This window comes from Pseudomonas sp. PDM09 (genome assembly GCF_014852305.1).
Taxonomy (GTDB): Bacteria; Pseudomonadota; Gammaproteobacteria; order Pseudomonadales; family Pseudomonadaceae; genus Aquipseudomonas.
The window spans coordinates 131,151-152,326 of the sequence record NZ_JACVBI010000004.1; the positions used below are offsets into that span (position 1 = coordinate 131,151).

The window sequence follows — 21,176 nt, forward strand, 5'->3', positions numbered from 1 at the left end:
CTTTAACGCAGACTTCTAGGGTTTTTCATGACGCGCTACATATTCGTCACGGGCGGTGTTGTTTCTTCATTGGGGAAAGGCATTGCCTCGGCTTCATTGGCGGCCATCCTGGAGGCGCGGGGACTTAAGGTCACCATGCTGAAGCTGGACCCGTACATCAACGTTGACCCGGGCACCATGAGCCCGTTCCAGCACGGTGAAGTGTTCGTCACCCACGACGGCGCCGAGACCGACCTGGACCTGGGCCACTATGAGCGGTTCATCCGCACGACCATGACCCAGAACAACAACTTCACCACCGGCCGTGTCTACGAACACGTCCTGCGCAAAGAGCGCCGTGGTGATTACCTGGGCGCAACCATTCAGGTGATCCCGCACATCACCGACGAAATCAAGCGCCGGATCATCAAGGGCGCCGGCGATGCCGACGTGGCCATGGTCGAGATCGGTGGCACCGTGGGTGACATCGAGTCGCAACCGTTCCTCGAAGCGATCCGTCAATTGCGTTTCGAAGTCGGCGCCAAGCGCGCGATGCTGATGCACCTGACGCTGGTGCCGTACATCGCCACTGCCGGCGAAACCAAAACCAAGCCGACTCAGCACTCGGTCAAGGAACTGCGTTCCATTGGCCTGCAGCCAGACGTGCTGGTGTGCCGCTCCGATCACCCGATCGACATCTCTTCGCGTCGCAAGATCGCGCAGTTCACCAACGTTGAAGAACGTGCGGTGATCGCGCTGGAAGACGCCGACACCATCTACAAGATCCCGGGCATTCTGCACTCCCAGGGCCTGGATGATTTCGTTGTCGAGCGTTTCGGCCTGCAATGCGACAGCGCCGATCTGTCCGAGTGGGAAGCGGTGGTAGATGCCAAGCTGAACCCGGAGCACGAAGTCACCATCGCGATGGTCGGCAAGTACATGGAACTGCTGGACGCCTACAAGTCGCTGATCGAAGCGATGAGTCACGCCGGCATCAGCAACCGCACCAAGGTCAACCTGCGCTACATCGATTCCGAAGACATCGAGAACCAGGGCACCGCGCTGCTGGAAGGCGTCGACGCGATTCTGGTACCGGGCGGCTTTGGTCTGCGTGGCGTTGAAGGCAAGATCACTGCCGTTCAATACGCTCGCGAAAACAAGATTCCGTACCTGGGCATCTGCCTGGGCATGCAAGTGGCCGTTATCGAGTTCGCTCGTAACGTCATGGGCTGGAAAGACGCCAACTCCACCGAGTTCGATCGCACCAGCGGTCACCCGGTCGTGGGTCTGATCACCGAGTGGGAAGATGCCACCGGCGCAGTCGAAACCCGTACCGAAACCTCCGATCTGGGCGGCACCATGCGCCTTGGCGCTCAGGATTGCCTGCTTGAGCCAGGTTCCCTTGTGCATGATTGCTACGCCAAGGACGTGATCGTCGAGCGTCACCGTCATCGCTACGAAGTGAACAACAACCTGCTGCCGCAAATCATCGAGGCCGGTCTGAAAATCTCCGGTCGTTCCGGTGATGGCGCGTTGGTTGAAGTGGTCGAAGCACCGGATCATCCATGGTTCGTCGCTTGCCAGTTCCACCCTGAGTTCACCTCGACACCACGCGACGGTCACCCGTTGTTCAGCGGCTTCGTCAAAGCCGCTTTGGCCCAACACCAGAAGAAGGCGTAAACCCGATGGCACAGAAGATCATCCGCGTAGGCAACATCGAAATTGCCAACGACAAGCCAATGGTGCTGTTCGGTGGCATGAACGTGCTGGAAAGCCGCGACATGGCGATGCAGGTCTGCGAAGAGTACGTAAAGGTCACCGAAAAACTCGGTATCCCTTACGTGTTCAAGGCCAGTTTCGACAAGGCGAACCGTTCTTCTGTGACCTCTTACCGTGGCCCCGGCCTGGAAGAGGGCATGCGGATTTTCCAGGACATCAAGCAAGCCTTTGGCGTGCCGGTCATCACCGACGTCCACGAGCCTGATCAGGCCGCGGTCGTCGCTGAAGTCTGCGACATCATCCAGTTGCCGGCCTTCCTGTCGCGCCAGACCGACCTCGTGGTCGCGATGGCCAAGACCGGCGCAGTGATCAACATCAAGAAAGCCCAGTTCCTCGCGCCTCAGGAAATGAAACACATCCTGAACAAATGCGTAGAAGCCGGTAACGATCAGTTGATCCTCTGCGAGCGTGGTTCGAGCTTCGGCTACAACAACCTGGTCGTCGACATGCTTGGCTTCGGCATCATGAAGCAGTTCGAATACCCGGTGTTCTTCGACGTGACCCACGCGCTGCAAATGCCTGGCGGTCGCTCCGATTCAGCCGGCGGTCGTCGTGCCCAGGTCACCGACCTGGCCAAGGCCGGCATGAGCCAGTCGCTGGCCGGTCTGTTCCTCGAAGCGCACCCGGACCCGGATAACGCCAAATGCGACGGCCCTTGCGCCTTGCGCCTGGATAAACTGGAACCGTTCCTGGCCCAGCTCAAGGCACTGGACGAATTGGTTAAAAGTTTTCCGACAGTAGAAACCGCGTAAACCCCGATTCTCCGGTAAAGTACTGCACGGTTTAACGCTCAGGCCCTCGGGCTTGAGCCTTATCGTCCGCAAGCCTGCCCCTTGTCTGTCACTTGCCGACGATAAAGATTTCCTTCAGCTGCGTCGTTTTCGTCAACTTTGGAGTGTTCACAACAATGGCAAAAATCGTCGACATCAAAGGTCGTGAAGTTCTCGACTCCCGTGGCAACCCCACTGTGGAAGCAGATGTGCTTCTCGATAACGGCATCATCGGCAGCGCTTGCGCGCCATCCGGTGCTTCCACTGGCTCGCGTGAAGCACTCGAGCTGCGTGATGGCGACAAGAGCCGTTACCTGGGCAAAGGCGTTCTGAAAGCCGTCGCCAACATCAACGGTCCGATCCGCGACCTGTTGCTGGGTGCAGACCCAAGCGACCAGAAAGCGCTGGATCACGCAATGATCAAGCTGGATGGCACCGAAAACAAGGCGACCCTGGGCGCCAACGCGATCCTCGCCGTTTCCCTGGCTGCGGCCAAGGCAGCAGCACAGGACCAGGACCTGCCGCTGTACGCTCACATCGCCAACCTGAACGGCACCCCGGGTGTTTACTCGATGCCGGTTCCGATGATGAACATCATCAACGGTGGCGAGCACGCCGATAACAACGTCGACATCCAGGAATTCATGGTTCAGCCAGTCGGCGCCAAGTCTTTCTCGGAAGGTCTGCGCATGGGCACCGAGATTTTCCATCACCTCAAAGCCGTTCTGAAGGCTCGCGGCCTGAGCACTGCCGTCGGTGACGAAGGTGGTTTCGCTCCGAACCTGGCCTCCAACGAAGACGCTTTGAAAGTGATCTCCGAAGCCGTGGCCAACGCTGGTTACAAGCTGGGCACCGACGTGACCCTGGCCCTGGACTGCGCGGCCAGCGAATTCTACGAAGACGGCAAATACAACCTGTCCGGCGAAGGCCAGGTTTTCACCGCTGAAGGTTTCGCCGATTACCTGAAAGGCCTGACCGAGCGTTACCCGATCATCTCCATCGAAGACGGTCTGGACGAGTCCGACTGGGCGGGCTGGAAAATCCTCACCGACAAAATCGGCGAGAAGACTCAGCTGGTGGGCGACGACCTGTTCGTAACCAACACCAAGATCCTGAAAGAAGGCATCGATAAAAAGATCGCCAACTCGATCCTGATCAAGTTCAACCAGATCGGCACCCTGACCGAAACCCTGGAAGCGATCCAGATGGCCAAGGCCGCTGGTTACACCGCCGTAATCTCGCACCGCTCCGGCGAAACCGAAGATTCGACCATTGCCGACCTGGCTGTGGGCACCTCGGCTGGCCAGATCAAGACCGGTTCGCTGTGCCGTTCCGACCGCGTTTCCAAGTACAACCAACTGCTGCGTATCGAAGAGCAGTTGAATGGCAAAGCCAAGTACAACGGCCGTAGCGAATTCCGCGGCTGAGTAGCAAAGAGTAAAAAAGACACCGGATTGTGTCGAAAAATCGCGACAGCGATGAATTTGCCACTAATCTGATGCCTTATTAGCACAAGCCTGGTTCTTCCAGGCTTCGTGCTATCAGAAGCTTCAAAGTTATGGCATGGCTGTCTTTTTTCACTGGATACCTGATATTCGATGCGCAGTCCCAATTGGTTGTTTCTCGTCTTGCTCTTGCTGCTGGCTGGCCTGCAGTACCGCCTGTGGGTGGGTAATGGCAGTCTGGCGCAAGTGGCCGAGCTGAAGCAGCAGATTGCGGATCAACACGCCGAGAACGAGTCTTTGCTGGAGCGCAATCGGGTGATGGACGCCGAAGTCAGCGAGTTGAAAAAGGGCATGGAGACCGTTGAAGAGCGGGCTCGCCACGAGTTGGGCATGGTCAAGGACGGTGAAACCCTTTACCAGTTGGCCCAATGATTAATTCGTTACCGGCCTTCTGGGCCGTGATTCCTGCCGCGGGCGTCGGTGCCCGTATGGCCGCGGACCGTCCCAAGCAATACTTGCAGTTGGGCGGGCGCACTATTCTCGAACACAGCCTCGGCTGTTTCCTCGATCATCCTGCCCTGAAGGGGTTGGTGGTCAGTCTTGCTATCGATGATCCTTACTGGCCGAACCTGGCGTGTGCTGCCGACCCGCGTATTCAGCGGGTTGAAGGCGGCGCCGAGCGTTCCGGGTCGGTACTCAATGCGTTGTTGCATCTGCACGCCCAAGGTGCTGATGATGAGGATTGGGTGTTGGTTCACGACGCCGCGCGACCGAATCTGGCGCGTGATGATCTTGATAAATTGCTCAGTGAGCTGGCTGACGATCCGGTGGGCGGTCTATTGGCGGTGCCTGCGCGCGATACCCTCAAGCGGGTCGACAAGCATGGACGCGTGCTGGAAACGGTGGATCGCAGCGTGATCTGGCAGGCTTATACGCCCCAGATGTTTCGCCTTGGCGCGTTGCATCGGGCATTGGCGGACAGTCTGGTGGCCGATGTTGTCATCACCGATGAAGCTTCGGCCATGGAATGGGCGGGTTTGGCGCCGCGCCTGATTGAAGGGCGATCCGATAACATCAAAGTCACTCGTCCCGAAGACCTTGAGTGGTTGCGCCAGCGTTGGGCTAACCGCCGCTGAACGATCGCAGCCTGCGGCAGCTCCTACGGGTGTACACATAACCTTGTAGGAGCTGGCGCAGGCTGCGATCTTTTGATCTTAAGTTCGATACTCCGGCCGTTTGGCCAACCCCTCCTTCAAGTAATCCACCAACTTGCGCACTTTCGGCGACAGATGCCGTTGCTGTGGGTAAAGCGCCCAAACCGCTGTGTTCGGCGGCTGATGGGCTTCCAGCAGCGAAATCAATTCGCCGTTTTTCAGGTATTCCAGCACGTAGTAATCCGGCAACTGACATAACCCAACCCCTTGTAGCGCGGCATCCAGCACCGCCTGCCCACTGTTGCAGCGCCAGTTTCCCTGTACTCGCTGGGAAAATTCCCGCCCGTTCTGTTCCAGTTGCCAGATGTCCGAGCTACCAATGAGGCAGTTATGGCGACTCAATTCCGACAAGCTGTGTGGGCGACCATACCGTTCCAGGTAGGACGGTGAGGCGCACAGGTACATGCGCCGTGGTGCCAGGCGCGTCGCGACCAATCTGGAATCCTGCAAGCGGCCGAGGCGGATGGCCAGGTCCAGCCCTTCATGCACCAGATCGAGCGGGCGGTTGCTCAGCTCGATGTCGACGCGCAGTTGTGGATACAGCCCCATGAAGCGAGTCACCAGCGGCACGATGAATCGTTCGCCGTAGGCCACGGCACAGGTCATGCGCAGCATGCCCTTGGGTTCGCTGGTCAGGTCGCCGACAGCGCGCAAGGCTTCTTCGCGACCGTCCTGCAAACGCTGGCAATGTTGCAAAAAGGTTTGCCCCGCCTCGGTCAAGGTGACCCGGCGGGTGCTGCGATAGAGCAAACGGGTTTGCAGGCGCTCTTCCAGCCGTACGATTTGGCGACTGATATGAGAAGAAGACACCCCAAGGCGTTCGGCCGCGGCAGTGAATTGGCTGCACTCGGCCACGGCAACGAACTCATCGATGCCTTCCCAGCGGTTTTCGGACATCAGGATTATCCCTGTATGGCAATAATGTTTTGCTTTTGTCCAGATTATTCATCGTAAGCCGCTGTATTACACTCCTTGTCTTGTTTTTATTCACTGGAGAGTCAGCATGATCAAGTCGCGCGCCGCCGTTGCCTTCGAGGCCAAGAAACCCCTCGAGATCGTTGAAGTCGATGTCGCCATGCCCAAGGCTGGGGAAGTTCTGCTGCGCGTCGTCGCCTCCGGTGTTTGCCATACCGATGCCTACACCCTCTCGGGCGCTGACCCGGAAGGTATCTTCCCGTCGATCCTGGGTCATGAAGGTGGCGCGGTGGTCGAAGCGATTGGCGAGGGCGTGACTTCGGTCGCAGTCGGCGACCATGTGATCCCGCTGTACACCCCGGAATGCGGCAAGTGCAAATTCTGCCTGTCGGGCAAAACCAACCTCTGCCAGGCAATTCGTGCGACTCAGGGTAAAGGCCTGATGCCGGATGGGACTTCGCGTTTTTCCTACAAGGGCGAAACGATTTTCCACTACATGGGCACCTCGACCTTCTCCGAGTACACCGTGCTGCCGGAAATCTCCGTCGCCAAAATTCCTAAAGAAGCACCCTTGGAAAAAGTCTGCCTGCTGGGTTGTGGCGTCACCACTGGCATTGGTGCGGTAATCAACACCGCCAAGGTCAAACCGGGTGACACCGTCGCCATTTTCGGTCTGGGCGGCATCGGTCTGTCGGCGGTGATTGGCGCGGTCAAAGCCAAGGCCGGGCGGATCATCGCCATCGACATCAACCCGGCCAAGTTCGAGATCGCCAGGCAATTGGGCGCTACCGATTGTGTAAACCCGAAAGACTTCGATCGTCCGATTCAGGAAGTGATCGTTGACATGACCGATGGCGGCGTCGACTTTTCCTTCGAATGCATCGGAAACGTCCAGTTGATGCGTGCTGCACTTGAGTGCTGCCACAAAGGTTGGGGTGAGTCGGTGATCATCGGCGTGGCCGGTGCCGGTCAGGAAATCTCTACCCGTCCATTCCAACTGGTGACCGGTCGAGTCTGGCGCGGTTCGGCATTCGGTGGTGTGCGTGGGCGTACCGAGTTGCCGAGCTATGTCGAAATGGCCCAGACCGGCGAGATCCCGCTGGATACCTTCATCACCCACACCATGGGCCTGGAAGATATCAACAAGGCGTTTGACCTGATGCATGAAGGCAAAAGCATCCGTACCGTCATCCATTTCTGAGGTCGGTCATGAGCCTGGAAAATATCTCCTGTCAGAAAAGCTTCGGCGGCTGGCACAAGCGCTATCGGCACCGCTCCGACGTGCTCGGTTGTGACATGGTGTTTGCCGTGTACCTGCCGCCGCAAGCGGAGCAGGGCGGTAAACTGCCGGTGCTGTACTGGCTGTCCGGCTTGACCTGCACCGACGAGAACTTCATGCAAAAGGCCGGCGCCATGCGCATGGCCGCCGAGCTGGGGCTGATCATCGTCGCGCCGGACACCAGCCCGCGCGGTCCTGATGTTCCGGGTGATCCGGATGGCGCCTGGGACTTCGGTCTCGGTGCCGGGTTTTATCTGAATGCCACGCAGGAACCGTGGTCCCGCCACTATCGGATGCATGACTATGTCGTGCAGGAATTGCCGGCATTGGTCGAAGCGCATTTCCCGACATCGGACAAGCGTGGCATCAGCGGTCACTCCATGGGCGGCCACGGCGCGTTGGTCTGTGCGTTGCGCAATCCGGGGCGCTATCTGTCGGTGTCGGCGTTCTCGCCGATCAACAATCCGATGGATTGCCCTTGGGGCCAAAAAGCCTTTTCCCGTTACTTGGGAGAGGATCGTTCGAAGTGGCGCGAATGGGATGCCTGTGCATTGATTGCCGAGGCTGACGAGAAGCTGCCGCTGCTGGTCGATCAGGGGGATCGCGATGATTTCCTGGCCACTCAGCTCAAGCCTGAAGCCTTGCAACAGGCCGCCAAACTGGCGGGGCATCCGCTGACGTTGCGTCTGCAGCCGGGCTACGACCACAGTTATTTCTTCATCGCCAGCTTCATTGATGACCACTTGCAGCATCACGGACGCGCTCTAGGCCTCTAATGCAGGTAGAATCACGCCCTGACAACAATCGGGGCGTTTTTTTATGCGTATTGGCCACGGCTATGATGTGCACCGTTTCGCTGAAGGCGATTTCATCACTCTGGGCGGCGTGCGCATTGCACACGGCTTCGGGCTGCTCGCTCACTCCGACGGTGACGTCCTGCTGCACGCCTTGAGCGACGCGTTGCTCGGCGCTGCCGCGCTGGGTGATATCGGCAAGCATTTTCCGGACACCGACCCGCAATTCAAGGGCGCCGACAGCCGTGTGCTGTTGCGTCACGTTGTCGCGCTGATCCACGCCAAGGGCTGGAAAGTCGGCAACGTCGATAACACCATCGTCGCCCAGGCCCCGAAAATGGCCCCGCATATCGAATCGATGCGCGCGCTGATTGCCGCGGATCTTCAAGTTGAGTTGGATCAAGTGAACGTGAAAGCTACCACCACCGAAAAGCTTGGCTTTGTCGGTCGCGAAGAAGGCATTGCCGTGCACTCCGTTGCCTTGTTGCTGCGCGCATGAACGAGGCGCAATTGCTTGGCCCCCGGGCCTATGGTGAATCCCTGGGCAGCGCGGTACTGAAAGCCACGGCTGAAGATTTCCAGGTCGACGAAGTCCTTGATATTCCCCTGAGCGGCGATGGCGAACACCTGTGGATCTGGGTGGAAAAGCGCGGTCTGAATACCGAAGAAGCGGCACGGCGCATCGCCAAGGCGGCGGGTGTGCCGTTGCGCACCGTCAGCTATGCCGGCCTCAAGGACCGTCAGGCGCTGACGCGCCAGTGGTTCAGCGTGCAACTGCCAGGCAAGGCTGATCCTGATCTGTCGGCGGCGGAAAACGACACGTTGAAAATCCTCAAGACCGGTCGGCATAAACGCAAACTGCAACGCGGTGCCCACTCGGCCAACGGCTTCACCTTGCGCTTGACCCAGTTCGCCGGTGACAAGGCGGCGATCGAAGCGCGTCTGCAACTGATCGCCAAGCAAGGTATTCCCAATTATTTCGGTGCCCAGCGTTTCGGCTTTGACGGCGGTAACGTGGTCGATGCTCGTGCCTGGGCGGCGCGCAAGGCCCTGCCGGAGCAGCGCAACGTCCGTTCGCGTTTGCTCTCCACCGCCCGTAGTTTTCTGTTCAATCAAGTGTTGGCGGCGCGCGTCGCCGATGGCACTTGGCAGCGCGCGCAGGTGGGCGATCTGCTGGCGTTCACCGACAGCCGCAGTTTCTTCCCGGCGGGTGAAGCCGAATGCAGCGATCCTCGTCTGGCGATTCTCGACCTGCACCCGACCGGCCCGCAGTGGGGCAAAGGTGACTCGCCGACGTCAGGCGCAGTCCATGAACTGGAGCAGGCAATCGCCGCGCGCGAAGCGGATCTGCGCGATTGGTTGATTAACGCCGGAATGAGCCACGAACGTCGCATCCTGCGGCTGCCCATTGGTGGGTTGACGTGGCATTATCCCTCGCTGGACATTCTACAACTGGAATTCGTCCTGCCGGCCGGATGCTTCGCCACCGTATTGGTGCGTGAACTCGTCGATCTGGTGCCGGTGGGGCAGACGGACAGCCCATGCGTATTCTGATTTCTAACGACGATGGGGTAACCGCACCCGGTCTCGCCGCGCTTTATGCTGCGCTGGCGGATTTCACCGAATGCGTGGTTATCGCCCCGGACCAGGACAAAAGCGGCGCCAGCAGCTCGCTGACGCTCGACCGTCCGTTGCACCCGCAAACCCTGGCCAACGGCTTTATCAGCCTTAACGGCACACCCACCGACTGCGTGCACCTGGGCCTTAACGGCTTGCTGGAGCTTGAGCCGGACATGGTGGTTTCCGGCATCAACCTGGGGGCCAACCTGGGGGATGACGTGCTGTATTCCGGCACTGTGGCGGCGGCCCTCGAAGGGCGCTTCCTTGGGCGTCCTTCGTTTGCCTTTTCGTTCGTCTCACGGCAAGTAGAGAACCTTCCCACAGCCGCTTACTTTGCGCGCAAACTGGTAGAGGCTCACGCGGACCTTGATCTGCCACCGCGCACGGTACTGAACGTGAACATTCCCAACTTGCCGCTGGAGCACATCCGCGGTATCCAGCTGACCCGCCTCGGCCATCGCGCCCGCGCTGCGGCACCGATGAAAGTGGTCGACCCGCGGGGTAAATCCGGTTACTGGATCGCCGCGGCGGGGGACGCTGAAGATGGCGGCCCGGGTACCGATTTCCATGCGGTGATGCAAGGCTATGTTTCAATCACGCCACTGCAACTGGATCGCACCTTTAATGATGCCTTCAGAAGTCTCGATGGCTGGCTGGAGGGTCTGCGTTAATGGCTCGTGAACAAGATCATATTCTGCATCGCGGTATCGGGATGACCTCGCAACGGACCCGTGAGCGTCTGATTCAGCGCCTCTATGAAGAAGGTATTTCCAACGCCAAGGTGCTGGAAGTCATCCGTCGCACCCCGCGTCATCTGTTCGTCGATGAGGCGTTGTCTCATCGAGCCTATGAAGATACGGCGCTGCCGATCGGGCATAACCAGACCATCTCCCAGCCTTATATGGTGGCGCGCATGAGCGAGCTGCTGCTGGAAGCCGGTCCGTTGGACAAGGTGATGGAAATCGGCACCGGTTCGGGTTACCAGACGGCCGTGCTGTCGCAATTGGTCGAGCGGGTTTTTTCCGTGGAGCGAATCAAGGTGCTGCAAGACCGGGCCAAGGAGCGCCTGGTGGAACTGAACCTGCGCAACGTGGTATTTCGCTGGGGCGATGGTTGGGAAGGCTGGCCGGCATTGGCGCCTTACAACGGCATCATCGTCACCGCCGTGGCCACCGATGTGCCTCAGGCACTGCTCGATCAGTTGGCACCGGGTGGGCGACTGGTGATTCCGGTCGGCTCCGGTGAAGTTCAACAATTGATGTTGATCATCCGTGAGGAACAGGGCTTTTCCAGACGTGTTCTGGGGGCGGTGCGCTTTGTCCCATTGCTCAACGGGCCGTTGGCCTGAGGATTTGTTTCAGCGCGCTGAATTCTCTTCGATTGCCCGGGTCTTACAGCGGCATCGATTGGTTAAACGCAATTCATCTTCAGGCAGCAAACGTGTGCGTGAAGCGAATCCGCTTCATTAAAGTTAAAGCCTGTTCGGCCCGTTATACTTGCGACATTTCGTGCCGGAGCACGGCAATCCATATTTTCAGCCACCACAAAGGGAGCGGCGGGTGAGTCTCACAGTCATTGCGCAGCGAATGGGTATAACGAGCTTTCAGCGTCTGGTGACTGGCCTTGTCTTGAGTACCTTGCTGGTCGGATGTTCCAGCACCAAATCAGGTAGTGCGAGCGTCGTCGATCGCAACAACGCGGTCGCCCAGCGTCCGGCCGTGACCACCGGCCAATATGTTGTCCGACCCAAGGACACTTTGTTCTCCATCGCTTTTCGCTACGGTTGGGACTACAAAGCCCTCGCAGCACGGAACAACATTCCTACGCCTTACACGATCCATCCGGGTCAGACAATTCGCTTCGACGGTCGCAGCGGTTCAACGCCGACGGCGGTAGTGAGTTCGTCCAGTTCCTCGCCTTCGTCGTCGAGTAAAACCACCGTAATTCGGCGCCAGGCAAATGGCGCTACAACCACTACAACAGTGCTTGCACCGTCCGTCGCCAACAAGCCGGCACCCGCTCCACTGCCTCCTGCCGGTCCGGCCCCGACGGGCTGGGGGTGGCCTTCTAGTGGCATTCTGATTGGTAAATTCTCTTCAAACGGTAGTTTGAATAAAGGAATTGATATCGCCGGAGATTTGGGACAGCCTGTTTTAGCTGCGTCTGATGGGACGGTGGTATACGCCGGGAGTGGCTTAAGGGGCTACGGCGAATTAGTCATCATCAAACACAGCGATACCTACGTCAGTGCCTACGGACATAACCGCAGGCTGTTGGTTCGGGAGGGGCAGCAGGTCAAAGTCGGACAGACAATTGCCGAAATGGGGTCAACGGGTACAGACCGGGTGAAACTGCATTTTGAGATTCGCCGACAAGGTAAACCTGTAGATCCGCTGCAATTCCTGCCACGTCGTTGATTTGTTAGCCAGCCTGTTCCGTCACGTAGAGGGAACAGGCTCCAGCGTTGCCAGGGATCAAGGCGCCGCTTGAGCTTGAGGTCGAACTCACCAAAGGACTATAACAATGGCTCTCAGTAAAGAAGTGCCGGAGTTTGACATCGACGATGAGGTTCTCCTGATGGAGACCGGCATCGCCACGGATTCGATGTCGAATGATGAAGGGGATGCACCACCTTCCGTTCGTGCCAAATCCAAACACTCCGCTTCGCTTAAGCAACACAAGTACATCGATTACACACGGGCACTCGATGCCACTCAGCTGTACCTCAACGAAATCGGCTTTTCCCCATTGCTCTCCCCCGAGGAAGAAGTTCATTTTGCGCGCTTGTCGCAAAGTGGCGATCCGGCCGGGCGCAAGCGCATGATTGAAAGCAACCTGCGGCTGGTGGTGAAAATCGCCCGTCGTTACGTCAATCGTGGGCTGTCGCTGCTGGACCTGATCGAAGAGGGCAACCTCGGCCTGATCCGGGCAGTAGAAAAGTTCGATCCTGAACGCGGTTTCCGCTTTTCGACCTACGCCACCTGGTGGATTCGTCAGACCATCGAGCGCGCGATCATGAATCAGACCCGGACCATCCGGTTGCCGATCCATGTGGTCAAAGAGCTCAATGTGTACTTGCGGGCTGCACGGGAGCTGACTCAAAAGCTCGATCATGAACCCTCACCCGAAGAAATCGCCAACCTGCTGGAGAAACCGGTAGGCGAGGTCAAGCGCATGCTAGGCCTGAACGAGCGGGTTTCTTCGGTCGACGTCTCGCTGGGTCCGGATTCGGATAAAACCCTGCTGGACACCCTTACCGATGACCGCCCGACCGATCCATGCGAACTGTTGCAGGACGACGACCTGTCACAGAGCATCGATCAGTGGCTCTCGGAGCTGACCGACAAGCAACGCGAGGTGGTCATTCGCCGCTTTGGCTTGCGAGGTCACGAGAGCAGCACGCTTGAAGACGTAGGCCTGGAAATCGGCTTGACCCGGGAGCGGGTCAGGCAAATTCAGGTTGAAGGCCTCAAGCGTCTTCGGGAGATTCTCGAGAAAAACGGCCTGTCGAGTGAGTCGCTGTTCCAATAAGCAATTCGCTCAACCGGTAACGAATAGCCCCGACTGGTTTGGGGCTTTTTGTTGCCCGGAATTTAAGAATTGCGTTGTTCTTTTGCACCACCTCAGGTTTGTAGTCTCGTGTTGTAAGTCTTTGCTTACTCTTTCGTAAGTGTTCGTTATTTTTACACCCTGGCAGTTGTCTATTTAATTTGCGGTATTCGTTTATATTATTGATTTATATGATTATTTTTTTAGATTAACAGCGTGTGACAGGCGATTTCAGCGACAGAGGCCGATTGCTCTTAGTGGGGAATTCTCTAGTATCTGAACTGTGTCGACGGATAGACACGCCCTTCAAGGAAGAGGGGAACGGACATCGCAGGAAGCGATTCATCAGGACGATGAAAAGGAACACAAGGAATAGGGAAAAAATGTGGGCGGGTCATACCGCCCCTTTTTTTGTCTGCAGAAAAGCAAAACATCAAGATCAAAAGATCGCAGCCTTCGGCAGCTCCTACACAAACCACGTACACCCGTGATTTCTGCGATCTTTTGATCTTTGGAAAAGCAAAAAGGCCCACAAGGGGCCTTTTCGAGAACACGGGGTAATCAGCGTTCGAGGTCTTTGATCTTGCCTTTGACGCCATCCCACTCTTCGGCATCGGGCAACGATTCTTTCTTCTCGGTGATGTTGGGCCAGATTTCCGCCAGCTCAACGTTCAGCTGAATGAACTCCTGCATATCTTCCGGAACTTCATCTTCGGAGAAGATGGCCACGGCAGGGCATTCTGGTTCGCACAGTGCGCAGTCGATGCACTCATCCGGGTGAATCACCAGGAAATTCGGGCCTTCGTAAAAGCAGTCCACCGGACAGACTTCTACGCAGTCGGTGTACTTGCACTTGATGCAGTTGTCGGTGACGACGAAGGTCATTTCTAATTTTCTCCTCAGGCGGCGGCAGCGGAGCCCCTTCACGTTGGGGTCGCCAGGTTTGGGAGCGATAGTCTGCAGGTCAGGCTATTGGCCTGCAGCATCCCAAACCGCGCGAGATTCTAACAGCTTGCAGGCAAGTGCGTTAGATCCGTGTCTTTAGTGTATAGAGCATTTCGAGCGCACGACGCGGTGACATGTCGTCCAGATCAAGTTTGGCCAGTTCATCCAGCACCGGATGCGGCAGGCTGGCGAACATGTCGCTCTGCTGCGGCGTGACCGGTTTGCCTTTGGCCGGCTTCGGAACTTCATGAGGCAACGCTGTGGATTCCAGTCGGCTCAGATGCTCGCGAGCCCGCATGATCACTTCGCTCGGCACACCGGCCAACTGCGCAACTGCCAAGCCATAGCTCTGGCTGGCAGGCCCAGGCAGCACGTGGTGCAGGAACACGATGCGTTCGTTGTGTTCGGTGGCATTGAGGTGCACGTTGGCCACCAGAGGCTGGGCTTCCGGCAGCACCGTCAGCTCGAAATAGTGGGTAGCGAACAGGGTGTAGGCCCGCAGGTGCGCGAGACGCTCAGCCGCCGCCCAGGCCAGGGACAGGCCGTCGAAGGTGCTGGTGCCGCGACCGACTTCGTCCATCAGCACCAGGCTGCGTTCGGTGGCGTTGTGCAAAATGTTCGCGGTTTCGCTCATTTCAACCATGAAGGTCGAACGCCCGCCCGCCAAGTCATCGCTGGAACCGATTCGGGTGAAGATTCGGTCGACCAGGGACAATTCGCAACTGGCCGCCGGCACGAAACTGCCGATATGCGCCAGTAGCACGATCAATGCGGTCTGACGCATGTAGGTGGATTTACCGCCCATGTTCGGACCGGTGATCACCAGCATGCGGGTATTGTCGTCAAGGCTCAGGTCGTTGGCCACGAACGGCGTGGTGAGTACTTGCTCGACCACCGGATGACGACCCTGGGTGATCCGCATGCATGGCTCGCTGACAAAGCGCGGGCAGTTCAGGTCCAGATTCAGTGCGCGCTCGGCGAGGTTGCTCAGCACATCCAGCTCGGCCAAGGCAGCGGCCGTGTCTTGCAAGGGCGGCAACTGGGCGATCAGGTCTTCGAGCAACGCTTCGTAGAGCATTTTTTCGCGAGCCAGGGCACGACTCTTGGCGGACAGCGCCTTGTCTTCGAAGGCCTTCAGTTCCGGCGTGATGAAACGCTCGGCACCTTTGAGGGTCTGCCGCCGAATATAGTCCGCCGGTGCCGATTCGGCCTGCTTGCTCGGCAGCTCGATGAAGTATCCGTGAATCCGGTTGTAGCCGACCTTCAGGTGCGACAGGCCGGTGCGGGCCTTTTCACGCGCTTCGAGATCGATCAGGAACTGCCCGGCGTTTTCGCTGAGCGATTGCAGTTCGTCGAGTTCGCTGTCGTAACCGGTTTTCAACACGCCGCCGTCACGGATGACGGCGGGCGGGTTGTCGATAATGGCTTTTTCCAGCAATGCCGCCAGTTCCGGATAGGTGCTGGTGGTCGTCGCCAATTGAATGATGTGCGGGGCTTCAAGCTCGGCCATCGCCACTTGCAACTCTGGCAGTGCACCGAGGGCGTCGCGAAGGCGCGCCAAGTCACGAGGACGGGCATTGCGCAGGCCGATCCGCGCCAAAATCCGCTCGATGTCACCGATTTCCTTGAGCTGCGGTTGCAGTTTTTCGAAGCGGTAACCGTCGAGCAGGCAGGTGATTGAACTCTGACGCGCCAGCAATACGGTCAAATCCCGCAGCGGACGGTTCAACCAGCGAGTCAGCAAGCGGCTGCCCATGGCGGTCTGGCAGCGGTCGACCACCGATTGCAAGGTGTTGTCGCGACCGCCGGCCAGGTTGGTGTCCAGTTCCAGGTTGCGACGGCTCGCGCCGTCCAGCACCACGGTGTCATCCAGGCGTTCATGGCGCAGGCTGCGCAAATGCGGCAGGGCGGTGCGCTGGGTTTCCTTGGCGTAGCTGAGCAGGCAACCGGCGGCGCCGATCGCCAGGGTCAGGTTCTCGCAGCCGAAACCTTTCAGGTCCTGGGTGGAAAACTGCTGGCAAAGACTTTTCAGCGCCGAGTCACGTTCAAAATCCCACGGCGCACGGCGACGAACTCCACGACGTTTTTCCGCCGGCAGGTCTTTCGGCCAGTCGTCCGGGATCATCAGCTCTACCGGGTTGACCCGCTCCAGTTCCGCCAGCAGGTTTTCCCAGCCCTTGATCTCCAGGACGGTGAAGTTGCCGCTGGTGATGTCCAGCACCGCCAGCCCGAACAGACGCTCGTCGCCCAGCACCGCTGCGATCAGGTTGTCCCGGCGCTCATCCAGCAGCGCTTCATCGCTGACAGTGCCAGGGGTGATGATCCGCACCACCTGACGATCCACCGGGCCTTTGCTGGTGGCCGGATCGCCGACCTGCTCACAAATCACCACCGACTCGCCGAGCTTCACCAGTTTCGCCAGGTAACCTTCCGCGGCGTGGTAAGGAATCCCACACATCGGAATCGCCTGACCCGCCGATTGCCCACGAGCCGTCAGGGTGATGTCCAGCAACTTGGCGGCCTTCTTCGCGTCTTCATAGAAGATCTCGTAGAAGTCGCCCATGCGGTAGAACATCAGCTGATCAGGGTGCTGGTTCTTCAGGCGCCAGTACTGCTGCATCATCGGGGTGTGGGAGGACAGATCGGAGAGGGCTTTATTCATCGGAAATTCAGGAAAACTCGTTGAAAGGTGTAGGGCAAAGGAGGGGCATCGGCCCGGCTTTTCCGCGATGGGCGCAAGGTTAACATGGGCAGTCCGACCTACGCAGGCATGAAAGCGCCAAGGCACATTTCTGCTGTCTATGCACGATCTATGCAAATCAGCATTTGTCTTCCGAAAAAAGATCAAGCACTATGCACGTTATGCAAAAACGCAATGTTTCTACCGTCTTAAGAGCACTGCTCGATCAGCACGGGATCTCCCCCACGGAGCTTCACCGTCGCACCGGCGTGCCTCAATCCACTCTCTCGCGGATCCTCAGCGGGAAGATCGTCGATCCTTCGGATAAACATATTTCGAAGATTGCCGAATACTTCGCCGTGAGCACCGATCAGTTGCGTGGCCGTGCGGATGTCGCGCACGCCGCCAGCGCGGGGCGCGATGAGTCGCATTCGGAACTCAAGGACATAAGCCTGTGGGACGACGATACGCCCGTCGATGACGACGAGGTGTCGGTCCCCTTTCTTCGCGAGGTTGAATTGGCTGCTGGATCAGGAAGATTCGTCATCGAAGAGAGCGAGCGCTCTAGCCTGCGCTTCGGCAAGCGCAGCCTGCGCCATAACGGCGTGCAGTTCGATCAGGCCAAATGCGTGACCGTGCGCGGCAACAGCATGTTGCCGGTGCTGCGCGATGGCGCCACGGTCGGGGTGAATGCCGGTAAATGCGGGATTGGTGACATCGTCGACGGTGACCTCTACGCCATCAACCACAACGGCCAGTTGCGGGTGAAACAGCTTTATCGCCTGCCGACAGGGATTCGCTTGCGCAGCTTCAACCGCGATGAGCATCCGGACGAGGACTACAGCTTCCAGGAAATCCAGGAAGAGCAGATCGTCATCCTCGGTCACGTCTTCTGGTGGGGCATGTACGCCCGTTAACCTCACCGCTGTCAGATAAAACCCGCTGCCCGGCGGGTTTTTTTTCGCCTGTCGAAAAACCGCCAACGCCTTTGCTTGCGGGGCTTCCATGCACCTGTGCATTTCTAATGCATAAATAAATGCATTTATGCATTGACTGTATATGCATCCATGCATATTCTTTGTCTCAAGCCGCCCAACAAGGCGGCTCGAAACGAAGCTCTTTAGTTCCATCACAAAGGCAGCGATGAACCGGCCTCAACGGTTCAGAGGGTTGGCAACTGACCCGGGTGTGCAGCGTAAAGCACCACAAACAGTTATCCGGCGGGCAGGGACCGCGGTCGGAAAAACAATTTGAATGGACTCGTACCGCGCCAGTAGCGCCGAAAGGTCAGCTTCCTTTTTTGAACACAGGATTAAAGGAAGGCGAAGGACCGCATTACTGAAAAGCCTGGGCGACCGGGCTTTTTGGAATGCCTACCTCAAGAGACATCGCTTGATCCCAACACACATCACTCATCAATCACCCCCAGGAGGCGTGACATGACAAACGAGCAACAAGCGTTGCTGGACATGCCGATCTGGCTGGTCATCGTTCTCGCCCTGGTGGGCGGGGTGTCCGGCGAAATGTGGCGCGCCGACAAAGAGGGCGCCCGCGGCTGGTCGCTGCTGCGGCGCCTGGCGCTGCGCTCCGGGGCCTGCATGATCTGCGGGGTCTCGGCCATCATGCTGCTGTACGCCGCCGGCGTATCGATCTGGGCTGCTGGTGCCTTTGGCTGCCTGACGGCGATGGCCGGGGCGGACGTGGCTATCGGGCTTTATGAACGCTGGGCCGCCAAGCGCATCGGTATTTGTGAAGTGCCACCGCGCGATACGCCTCAGGATCATTGAGACCCCAACCTGAAGGAGCGTCATCCACAGTGCAAACCGCACTGACCCGCAAGGACGCGGGTTTCCCACGGCCAGTACCGTTCACTCAAACCCGCCGCGACGGGTTTTTTTATTGCCCGGTGAAGATTTATGAAGATCACAGCCCTGATCACGCAGTTGCGTGAGCAATGCCCGACTCTGGCCAATCGCATCGCGGCCGGCATCGACCTCGCCACGTTACAAGCCAACACCCCGCTGCAAACACCTTGCGCTTATGTGGTGCCCCTCGCCGATGTGGCGAGCAAGAGCCTCGCGCAAAACCTGATGCTGCAATCAATCCGCGACCGCTTCGAAGTGACGCTGGTGCTCGATACCGCGGACGCCGCAGCAGCGCTGGATCAATTGCACAACTTGCGTGCCGAGCTGTGGCGCGCACTGGTGGGTTTCAAGCCCGGCAGCGACTACGACGCCATCGAGTACGACGGCGGCGAACTGGTTTCCATCAACAGCAGCCGCGTGCTGTATCGCCTGCGCTTTTTCGCCGAATTCCAGCTCGGGCGCAATCTGCCGGGTCAACCGGCGGAGAGCTGGCACGAGCGTGAACTGGACGGTTTGTCGTCCTTTACCGGGGTCACCGTGCGGGTCGATGCGATCGATCCGGCGGACCCCAATCTGCAACGCCCAGGCCCCGACGGGCGCCTGGAACTGACTTTCTCTGGAGACGTAACCCCATGAGCAAACGCATCACCGTGCTGCCGGCCCCTGGCCGTGTCGTGCCGGACCCGGAAGCGGGCGATCTGTTGCCCCCCGAGGGCCGTGAAGTGCCGGACAACGCCTGGTGGCGTCGACGTCTGGCCGATGGCGATATCACTACCAAAGCCGTGAAAGCGGCGAAACCACAGGGAGCCAAATAATGGCGATCGGATTCAGCAACATCCCCGCGGACATTCGTGTTCCGCTGTTCTACGCCGAAATGGACAACTCGGCCGCCAATAGCGCGTCGTCGGCCATGCGCCGCCTGATCGTTGCTCAGGTCAACGACAACATCGCGCCGGCCGACGTCGGCAAACTGGTGTTGGTGTCCAGCGTGGCGCTGGCAAAAAGCATTGGCGGCCAGGGCTCGATGCTCGCTTCGATGTACGAAACCTGGCGCAAGACCGACCCCATCGGCGAGATCTGGTGCCTGCCGCTGCACAACACTGAAGGCAGCGTTGCCAAAGGTGTGCTGACCCTGACCGGTGCGGCGACTCAGAGCGGTGTGCTCAACCTGTACGTCGGCGGCGTTCGTGTTCAGGCGGCCATCGTCAACGGTGCCACTGCGGCGCAAGCGGCCACAGCCCTGGCGCTGAAAATCAATGCCTCTGCCGATCTGCCGGTTAGCGCGGCAGCGGTCGACGGTGTGGTCACCCTGAGCGCCAAATGGACGGGCGACAGCGGCAACGACATCAGCCTGCAATTCAATCGCCTGGGCAAGAGCAATGGCGAAGAAACCCCGGCTGGCCTGACCTCGGCCATCACCGCCATGACCGGCGGTGCCGGTGTGCCGGATCAAGTGGCCGCCGTGGCGGCGCTGGGCGATGAACCGTTCGAGTTCATCTGCATGCCGTGGTCGGATCTGTCGACCCTCAACACCTGGCAAGCCGTCATGGATGACAGCACCGGACGTTGGTCCTGGGCCAAGCAATTGTTCGGTCACGTCTACAGCGCCAAGCGCGGCACCATCGGTACTCTGGTGGCGGCCGGTCAGGCGCGTAACGATCAGCACATGACCATTCAGGCGCTGGAACCGGGCGTACCGCAACCGTTCTGGGTGCAGGCCGCTGCATTGGCTGCGCGCACTTCGGTATTCATCTCTGCCGACGCCAGCCGTCCGACCCAAAGCGGCAGCCTGCCCGGTCTCGACCCGGCACCGGCGAGCGAGCGTTTCACCCTGACCGAGCGTCAGTCGCTGCTCAACTACGGCATCGCTACCGCGTACTACGAAGGCGGCTACGTGCGCATCCAGCGTTCGATCACCACCTATCAGAAGAACGCCTACGGCCAGGCAGATAACTCCTACCTGGACAGCGAAACCATGCACCAGTCGGCGTTCATCGTGCGTCGTCTGCAAAGCGTGATCACCAGCAAATACGGTCGCCACAAACTGGCCTCTGACGGCACCCGTTTCGGCGCCGGCCAGCCCATCGTCACCCCGAGCACAATTCGCGGTGAGCTGATCGCCCAGTACGCCAAGCTCGAACTGGAAGGCCACGTGGAAAACGCCGAACTGTTCGCCGAGCACTTGATCGTCGAGCGCGACGTGCAGGACCCAAGCCGGGTCAACGTGCTGTTCCCGCCGGATTACATCAACGGCCTGCGCGTGTTCGCGCTGCTCAACCAGTTCCGTTTGCAGTACGACGACGCAGCTTGATTGCTGCGCTTTGACTGTAAGAACTGTGTGA

21 protein-coding genes are annotated in these 21,176 nt (G+C 58.8%); 18 read left to right on the top strand and 3 right to left on the bottom strand.

Features of this window, described 5'->3' with window-relative positions:
• The first annotated feature begins 27 nt into the window (after positions 1-27).
• The 5 genes from IB250_RS11830 (at position 28) to ispD (ending at position 5,109) form a co-directional block, all read left to right on the top strand.
• Positions 28-1,659, top strand: a complete 1,632-nt coding sequence (locus tag IB250_RS11830; protein ID WP_008072674.1) for a CTP synthase — start codon at positions 28-30, stop codon at positions 1,657-1,659.
• Positions 1,660-1,664: 5 nt separating this feature from the next.
• A complete protein-coding gene (kdsA, locus tag IB250_RS11835; protein ID WP_008072675.1) occupies positions 1,665-2,510 on the top strand; it encodes a 3-deoxy-8-phosphooctulonate synthase in 846 nt (281 codons plus the stop codon).
• A gap of 155 nt (positions 2,511-2,665) precedes the next feature.
• Positions 2,666-3,955: a phosphopyruvate hydratase gene (gene eno / locus IB250_RS11840; RefSeq protein ID WP_192344220.1), complete on the top strand. Its 1,290-nt coding sequence runs from the start codon at positions 2,666-2,668 to the stop codon at positions 3,953-3,955.
• A gap of 171 nt (positions 3,956-4,126) precedes the next feature.
• Positions 4,127-4,405, top strand: a complete 279-nt coding sequence (gene ftsB / locus IB250_RS11845; RefSeq protein WP_192344221.1) for a cell division protein FtsB — start codon at positions 4,127-4,129, stop codon at positions 4,403-4,405.
• Positions 4,402-5,109, top strand: coding sequence for a 2-C-methyl-D-erythritol 4-phosphate cytidylyltransferase (ispD, locus tag IB250_RS11850; RefSeq protein WP_008072677.1), 708 nt, complete (start codon positions 4,402-4,404; stop codon positions 5,107-5,109). Before ftsB ends, ispD begins: the two co-directional genes overlap by 4 nt.
• 78 nt (positions 5,110-5,187) lie before the next feature.
• Here the strand turns inward: ispD and IB250_RS11855 are convergent, their stop codons facing one another.
• A complete protein-coding gene (locus IB250_RS11855; RefSeq protein ID WP_192344222.1) occupies positions 5,188-6,084 on the bottom strand; it encodes a LysR substrate-binding domain-containing protein in 897 nt (298 codons plus the stop codon).
• A gap of 106 nt (positions 6,085-6,190) precedes the next feature.
• On the opposite strand from IB250_RS11855, the gene IB250_RS11860 reads away from it, so the two are divergent.
• The 8 genes from IB250_RS11860 to rpoS all read left to right on the top strand — a co-directional run bounded on the left by IB250_RS11860 (position 6,191) and on the right by rpoS (position 13,326).
• Complete coding sequence (locus tag IB250_RS11860; protein WP_095054145.1) at positions 6,191-7,303, top strand: S-(hydroxymethyl)glutathione dehydrogenase/class III alcohol dehydrogenase; 1,113 nt, start codon at positions 6,191-6,193, stop codon at positions 7,301-7,303.
• A gap of 8 nt (positions 7,304-7,311) precedes the next feature.
• Positions 7,312-8,157 (top strand): S-formylglutathione hydrolase, encoded by an 846-nt coding sequence (gene fghA / locus IB250_RS11865; RefSeq protein ID WP_192344223.1) that lies wholly within the window; start codon positions 7,312-7,314, stop codon positions 8,155-8,157.
• A 43-nt stretch (positions 8,158-8,200) separates the two neighbouring features.
• Positions 8,201-8,674 carry a 2-C-methyl-D-erythritol 2,4-cyclodiphosphate synthase gene (gene ispF, locus IB250_RS11870; protein WP_007907189.1) on the top strand — a complete coding sequence of 158 codons (474 nt, stop codon included), beginning with the start codon at positions 8,201-8,203 and terminating at the stop codon, positions 8,672-8,674.
• Positions 8,671-9,729 carry a tRNA pseudouridine(13) synthase TruD gene (truD, locus tag IB250_RS11875; RefSeq protein WP_192344224.1) on the top strand — a complete coding sequence of 353 codons (1,059 nt, stop codon included), beginning with the start codon at positions 8,671-8,673 and terminating at the stop codon, positions 9,727-9,729. The genes ispF and truD overlap by 4 nt, the downstream gene beginning before the upstream one ends.
• Positions 9,717-10,466, top strand: a complete 750-nt coding sequence (gene surE, locus IB250_RS11880) for a 5'/3'-nucleotidase SurE (protein ID WP_192344225.1) — start codon at positions 9,717-9,719, stop codon at positions 10,464-10,466. The genes truD and surE overlap by 13 nt, the downstream gene beginning before the upstream one ends.
• A gap of 41 nt (positions 10,467-10,507) precedes the next feature.
• Positions 10,508-11,143, top strand: a complete 636-nt coding sequence (locus tag IB250_RS11885) for a protein-L-isoaspartate(D-aspartate) O-methyltransferase (protein WP_173667553.1) — start codon at positions 10,508-10,510, stop codon at positions 11,141-11,143.
• A gap of 211 nt (positions 11,144-11,354) precedes the next feature.
• Positions 11,355-12,212 carry a peptidoglycan DD-metalloendopeptidase family protein gene (locus tag IB250_RS11890; RefSeq protein ID WP_192344226.1) on the top strand — a complete coding sequence of 286 codons (858 nt, stop codon included), beginning with the start codon at positions 11,355-11,357 and terminating at the stop codon, positions 12,210-12,212.
• A gap of 106 nt (positions 12,213-12,318) precedes the next feature.
• Positions 12,319-13,326 carry an RNA polymerase sigma factor RpoS gene (gene rpoS / locus IB250_RS11895; protein WP_008072688.1) on the top strand — a complete coding sequence of 336 codons (1,008 nt, stop codon included), beginning with the start codon at positions 12,319-12,321 and terminating at the stop codon, positions 13,324-13,326.
• Between the two features lie 579 nt (positions 13,327-13,905).
• Here rpoS and fdxA read toward each other — a convergent pair.
• Positions 13,906-14,229, bottom strand: a complete 324-nt coding sequence (gene fdxA, locus IB250_RS11900) for a ferredoxin FdxA (protein ID WP_003222178.1) — start codon at positions 14,227-14,229, stop codon at positions 13,906-13,908.
• Positions 14,230-14,371: 142 nt separating this feature from the next.
• Positions 14,372-16,951, bottom strand: coding sequence for a DNA mismatch repair protein MutS (mutS, locus tag IB250_RS11905; RefSeq protein WP_192344227.1), 2,580 nt, complete (start codon positions 16,949-16,951; stop codon positions 14,372-14,374).
• 200 nt (positions 16,952-17,151) lie between these two features.
• On the opposite strand from mutS, the gene IB250_RS11910 reads away from it, so the two are divergent.
• The 5 genes from IB250_RS11910 (at position 17,152) to IB250_RS11930 (ending at position 21,145) form a co-directional block, all read left to right on the top strand.
• Entirely contained in the window at positions 17,152-17,886 is a 735-nt protein-coding gene (locus IB250_RS11910; RefSeq protein ID WP_008072692.1) for an XRE family transcriptional regulator, read from the top strand.
• A gap of 522 nt (positions 17,887-18,408) precedes the next feature.
• The gene (locus IB250_RS11915; RefSeq protein WP_192344228.1) at positions 18,409-18,756 is read left to right on the top strand and encodes a phage holin family protein; all 348 of its coding nucleotides are present in this window, start codon (positions 18,409-18,411) and stop codon (positions 18,754-18,756) included.
• Positions 18,757-18,885: 129 nt separating this feature from the next.
• Positions 18,886-19,470: a hypothetical protein gene (locus IB250_RS11920; protein ID WP_192344229.1), complete on the top strand. Its 585-nt coding sequence runs from the start codon at positions 18,886-18,888 to the stop codon at positions 19,468-19,470.
• Positions 19,467-19,649, top strand: a complete 183-nt coding sequence (locus tag IB250_RS11925; RefSeq protein WP_192344230.1) for a DUF2635 domain-containing protein — start codon at positions 19,467-19,469, stop codon at positions 19,647-19,649. Before IB250_RS11920 ends, IB250_RS11925 begins: the two co-directional genes overlap by 4 nt.
• Positions 19,649-21,145, top strand: a complete 1,497-nt coding sequence (locus IB250_RS11930; protein WP_192344231.1) for a phage tail sheath subtilisin-like domain-containing protein — start codon at positions 19,649-19,651, stop codon at positions 21,143-21,145. Before IB250_RS11925 ends, IB250_RS11930 begins: the two co-directional genes overlap by 1 nt.
• The last annotated feature ends 31 nt before the right edge of the window (positions 21,146-21,176 follow it).

Bases quoted from the DNA above. Each gene is read 5' to 3' on its own strand.
- IB250_RS11830 (WP_008072674.1), top strand. From the start codon at position 28: ATGACGCGCTACATATTCGTCACGGGCGGTGTTGTTTCTTCATTGGGG.
- kdsA (WP_008072675.1), top strand. From the start codon at position 1,665: ATGGCACAGAAGATCATCCGCGTAGGCAACATCGAAATTGCCAACGAC.
- eno (WP_192344220.1), top strand. From the start codon at position 2,666: ATGGCAAAAATCGTCGACATCAAAGGTCGTGAAGTTCTCGACTCCCGT.
- ftsB (WP_192344221.1), top strand. From the start codon at position 4,127: ATGCGCAGTCCCAATTGGTTGTTTCTCGTCTTGCTCTTGCTGCTGGCT.
- ispD (WP_008072677.1), top strand. From the start codon at position 4,402: ATGATTAATTCGTTACCGGCCTTCTGGGCCGTGATTCCTGCCGCGGGC.
- IB250_RS11855 (WP_192344222.1), bottom strand. From the start codon at position 6,084: ATGTCCGAAAACCGCTGGGAAGGCATCGATGAGTTCGTTGCCGTGGCC.
- IB250_RS11860 (WP_095054145.1), top strand. From the start codon at position 6,191: ATGATCAAGTCGCGCGCCGCCGTTGCCTTCGAGGCCAAGAAACCCCTC.
- fghA (WP_192344223.1), top strand. From the start codon at position 7,312: ATGAGCCTGGAAAATATCTCCTGTCAGAAAAGCTTCGGCGGCTGGCAC.
- ispF (WP_007907189.1), top strand. From the start codon at position 8,201: ATGCGTATTGGCCACGGCTATGATGTGCACCGTTTCGCTGAAGGCGAT.
- truD (WP_192344224.1), top strand. From the start codon at position 8,671: ATGAACGAGGCGCAATTGCTTGGCCCCCGGGCCTATGGTGAATCCCTG.
- surE (WP_192344225.1), top strand. From the start codon at position 9,717: ATGCGTATTCTGATTTCTAACGACGATGGGGTAACCGCACCCGGTCTC.
- IB250_RS11885 (WP_173667553.1), top strand. From the start codon at position 10,508: ATGACCTCGCAACGGACCCGTGAGCGTCTGATTCAGCGCCTCTATGAA.
- rpoS (WP_008072688.1), top strand. From the start codon at position 12,319: ATGGCTCTCAGTAAAGAAGTGCCGGAGTTTGACATCGACGATGAGGTT.
- fdxA (WP_003222178.1), bottom strand. From the start codon at position 14,229: ATGACCTTCGTCGTCACCGACAACTGCATCAAGTGCAAGTACACCGAC.
- mutS (WP_192344227.1), bottom strand. From the start codon at position 16,951: ATGAATAAAGCCCTCTCCGATCTGTCCTCCCACACCCCGATGATGCAG.
- IB250_RS11910 (WP_008072692.1), top strand. From the start codon at position 17,152: ATGCAAAAACGCAATGTTTCTACCGTCTTAAGAGCACTGCTCGATCAG.
- IB250_RS11915 (WP_192344228.1), top strand. From the start codon at position 18,409: ATGACAAACGAGCAACAAGCGTTGCTGGACATGCCGATCTGGCTGGTC.
- IB250_RS11920 (WP_192344229.1), top strand. From the start codon at position 18,886: ATGAAGATCACAGCCCTGATCACGCAGTTGCGTGAGCAATGCCCGACT.
- IB250_RS11925 (WP_192344230.1), top strand. From the start codon at position 19,467: ATGAGCAAACGCATCACCGTGCTGCCGGCCCCTGGCCGTGTCGTGCCG.
- IB250_RS11930 (WP_192344231.1), top strand. From the start codon at position 19,649: ATGGCGATCGGATTCAGCAACATCCCCGCGGACATTCGTGTTCCGCTG.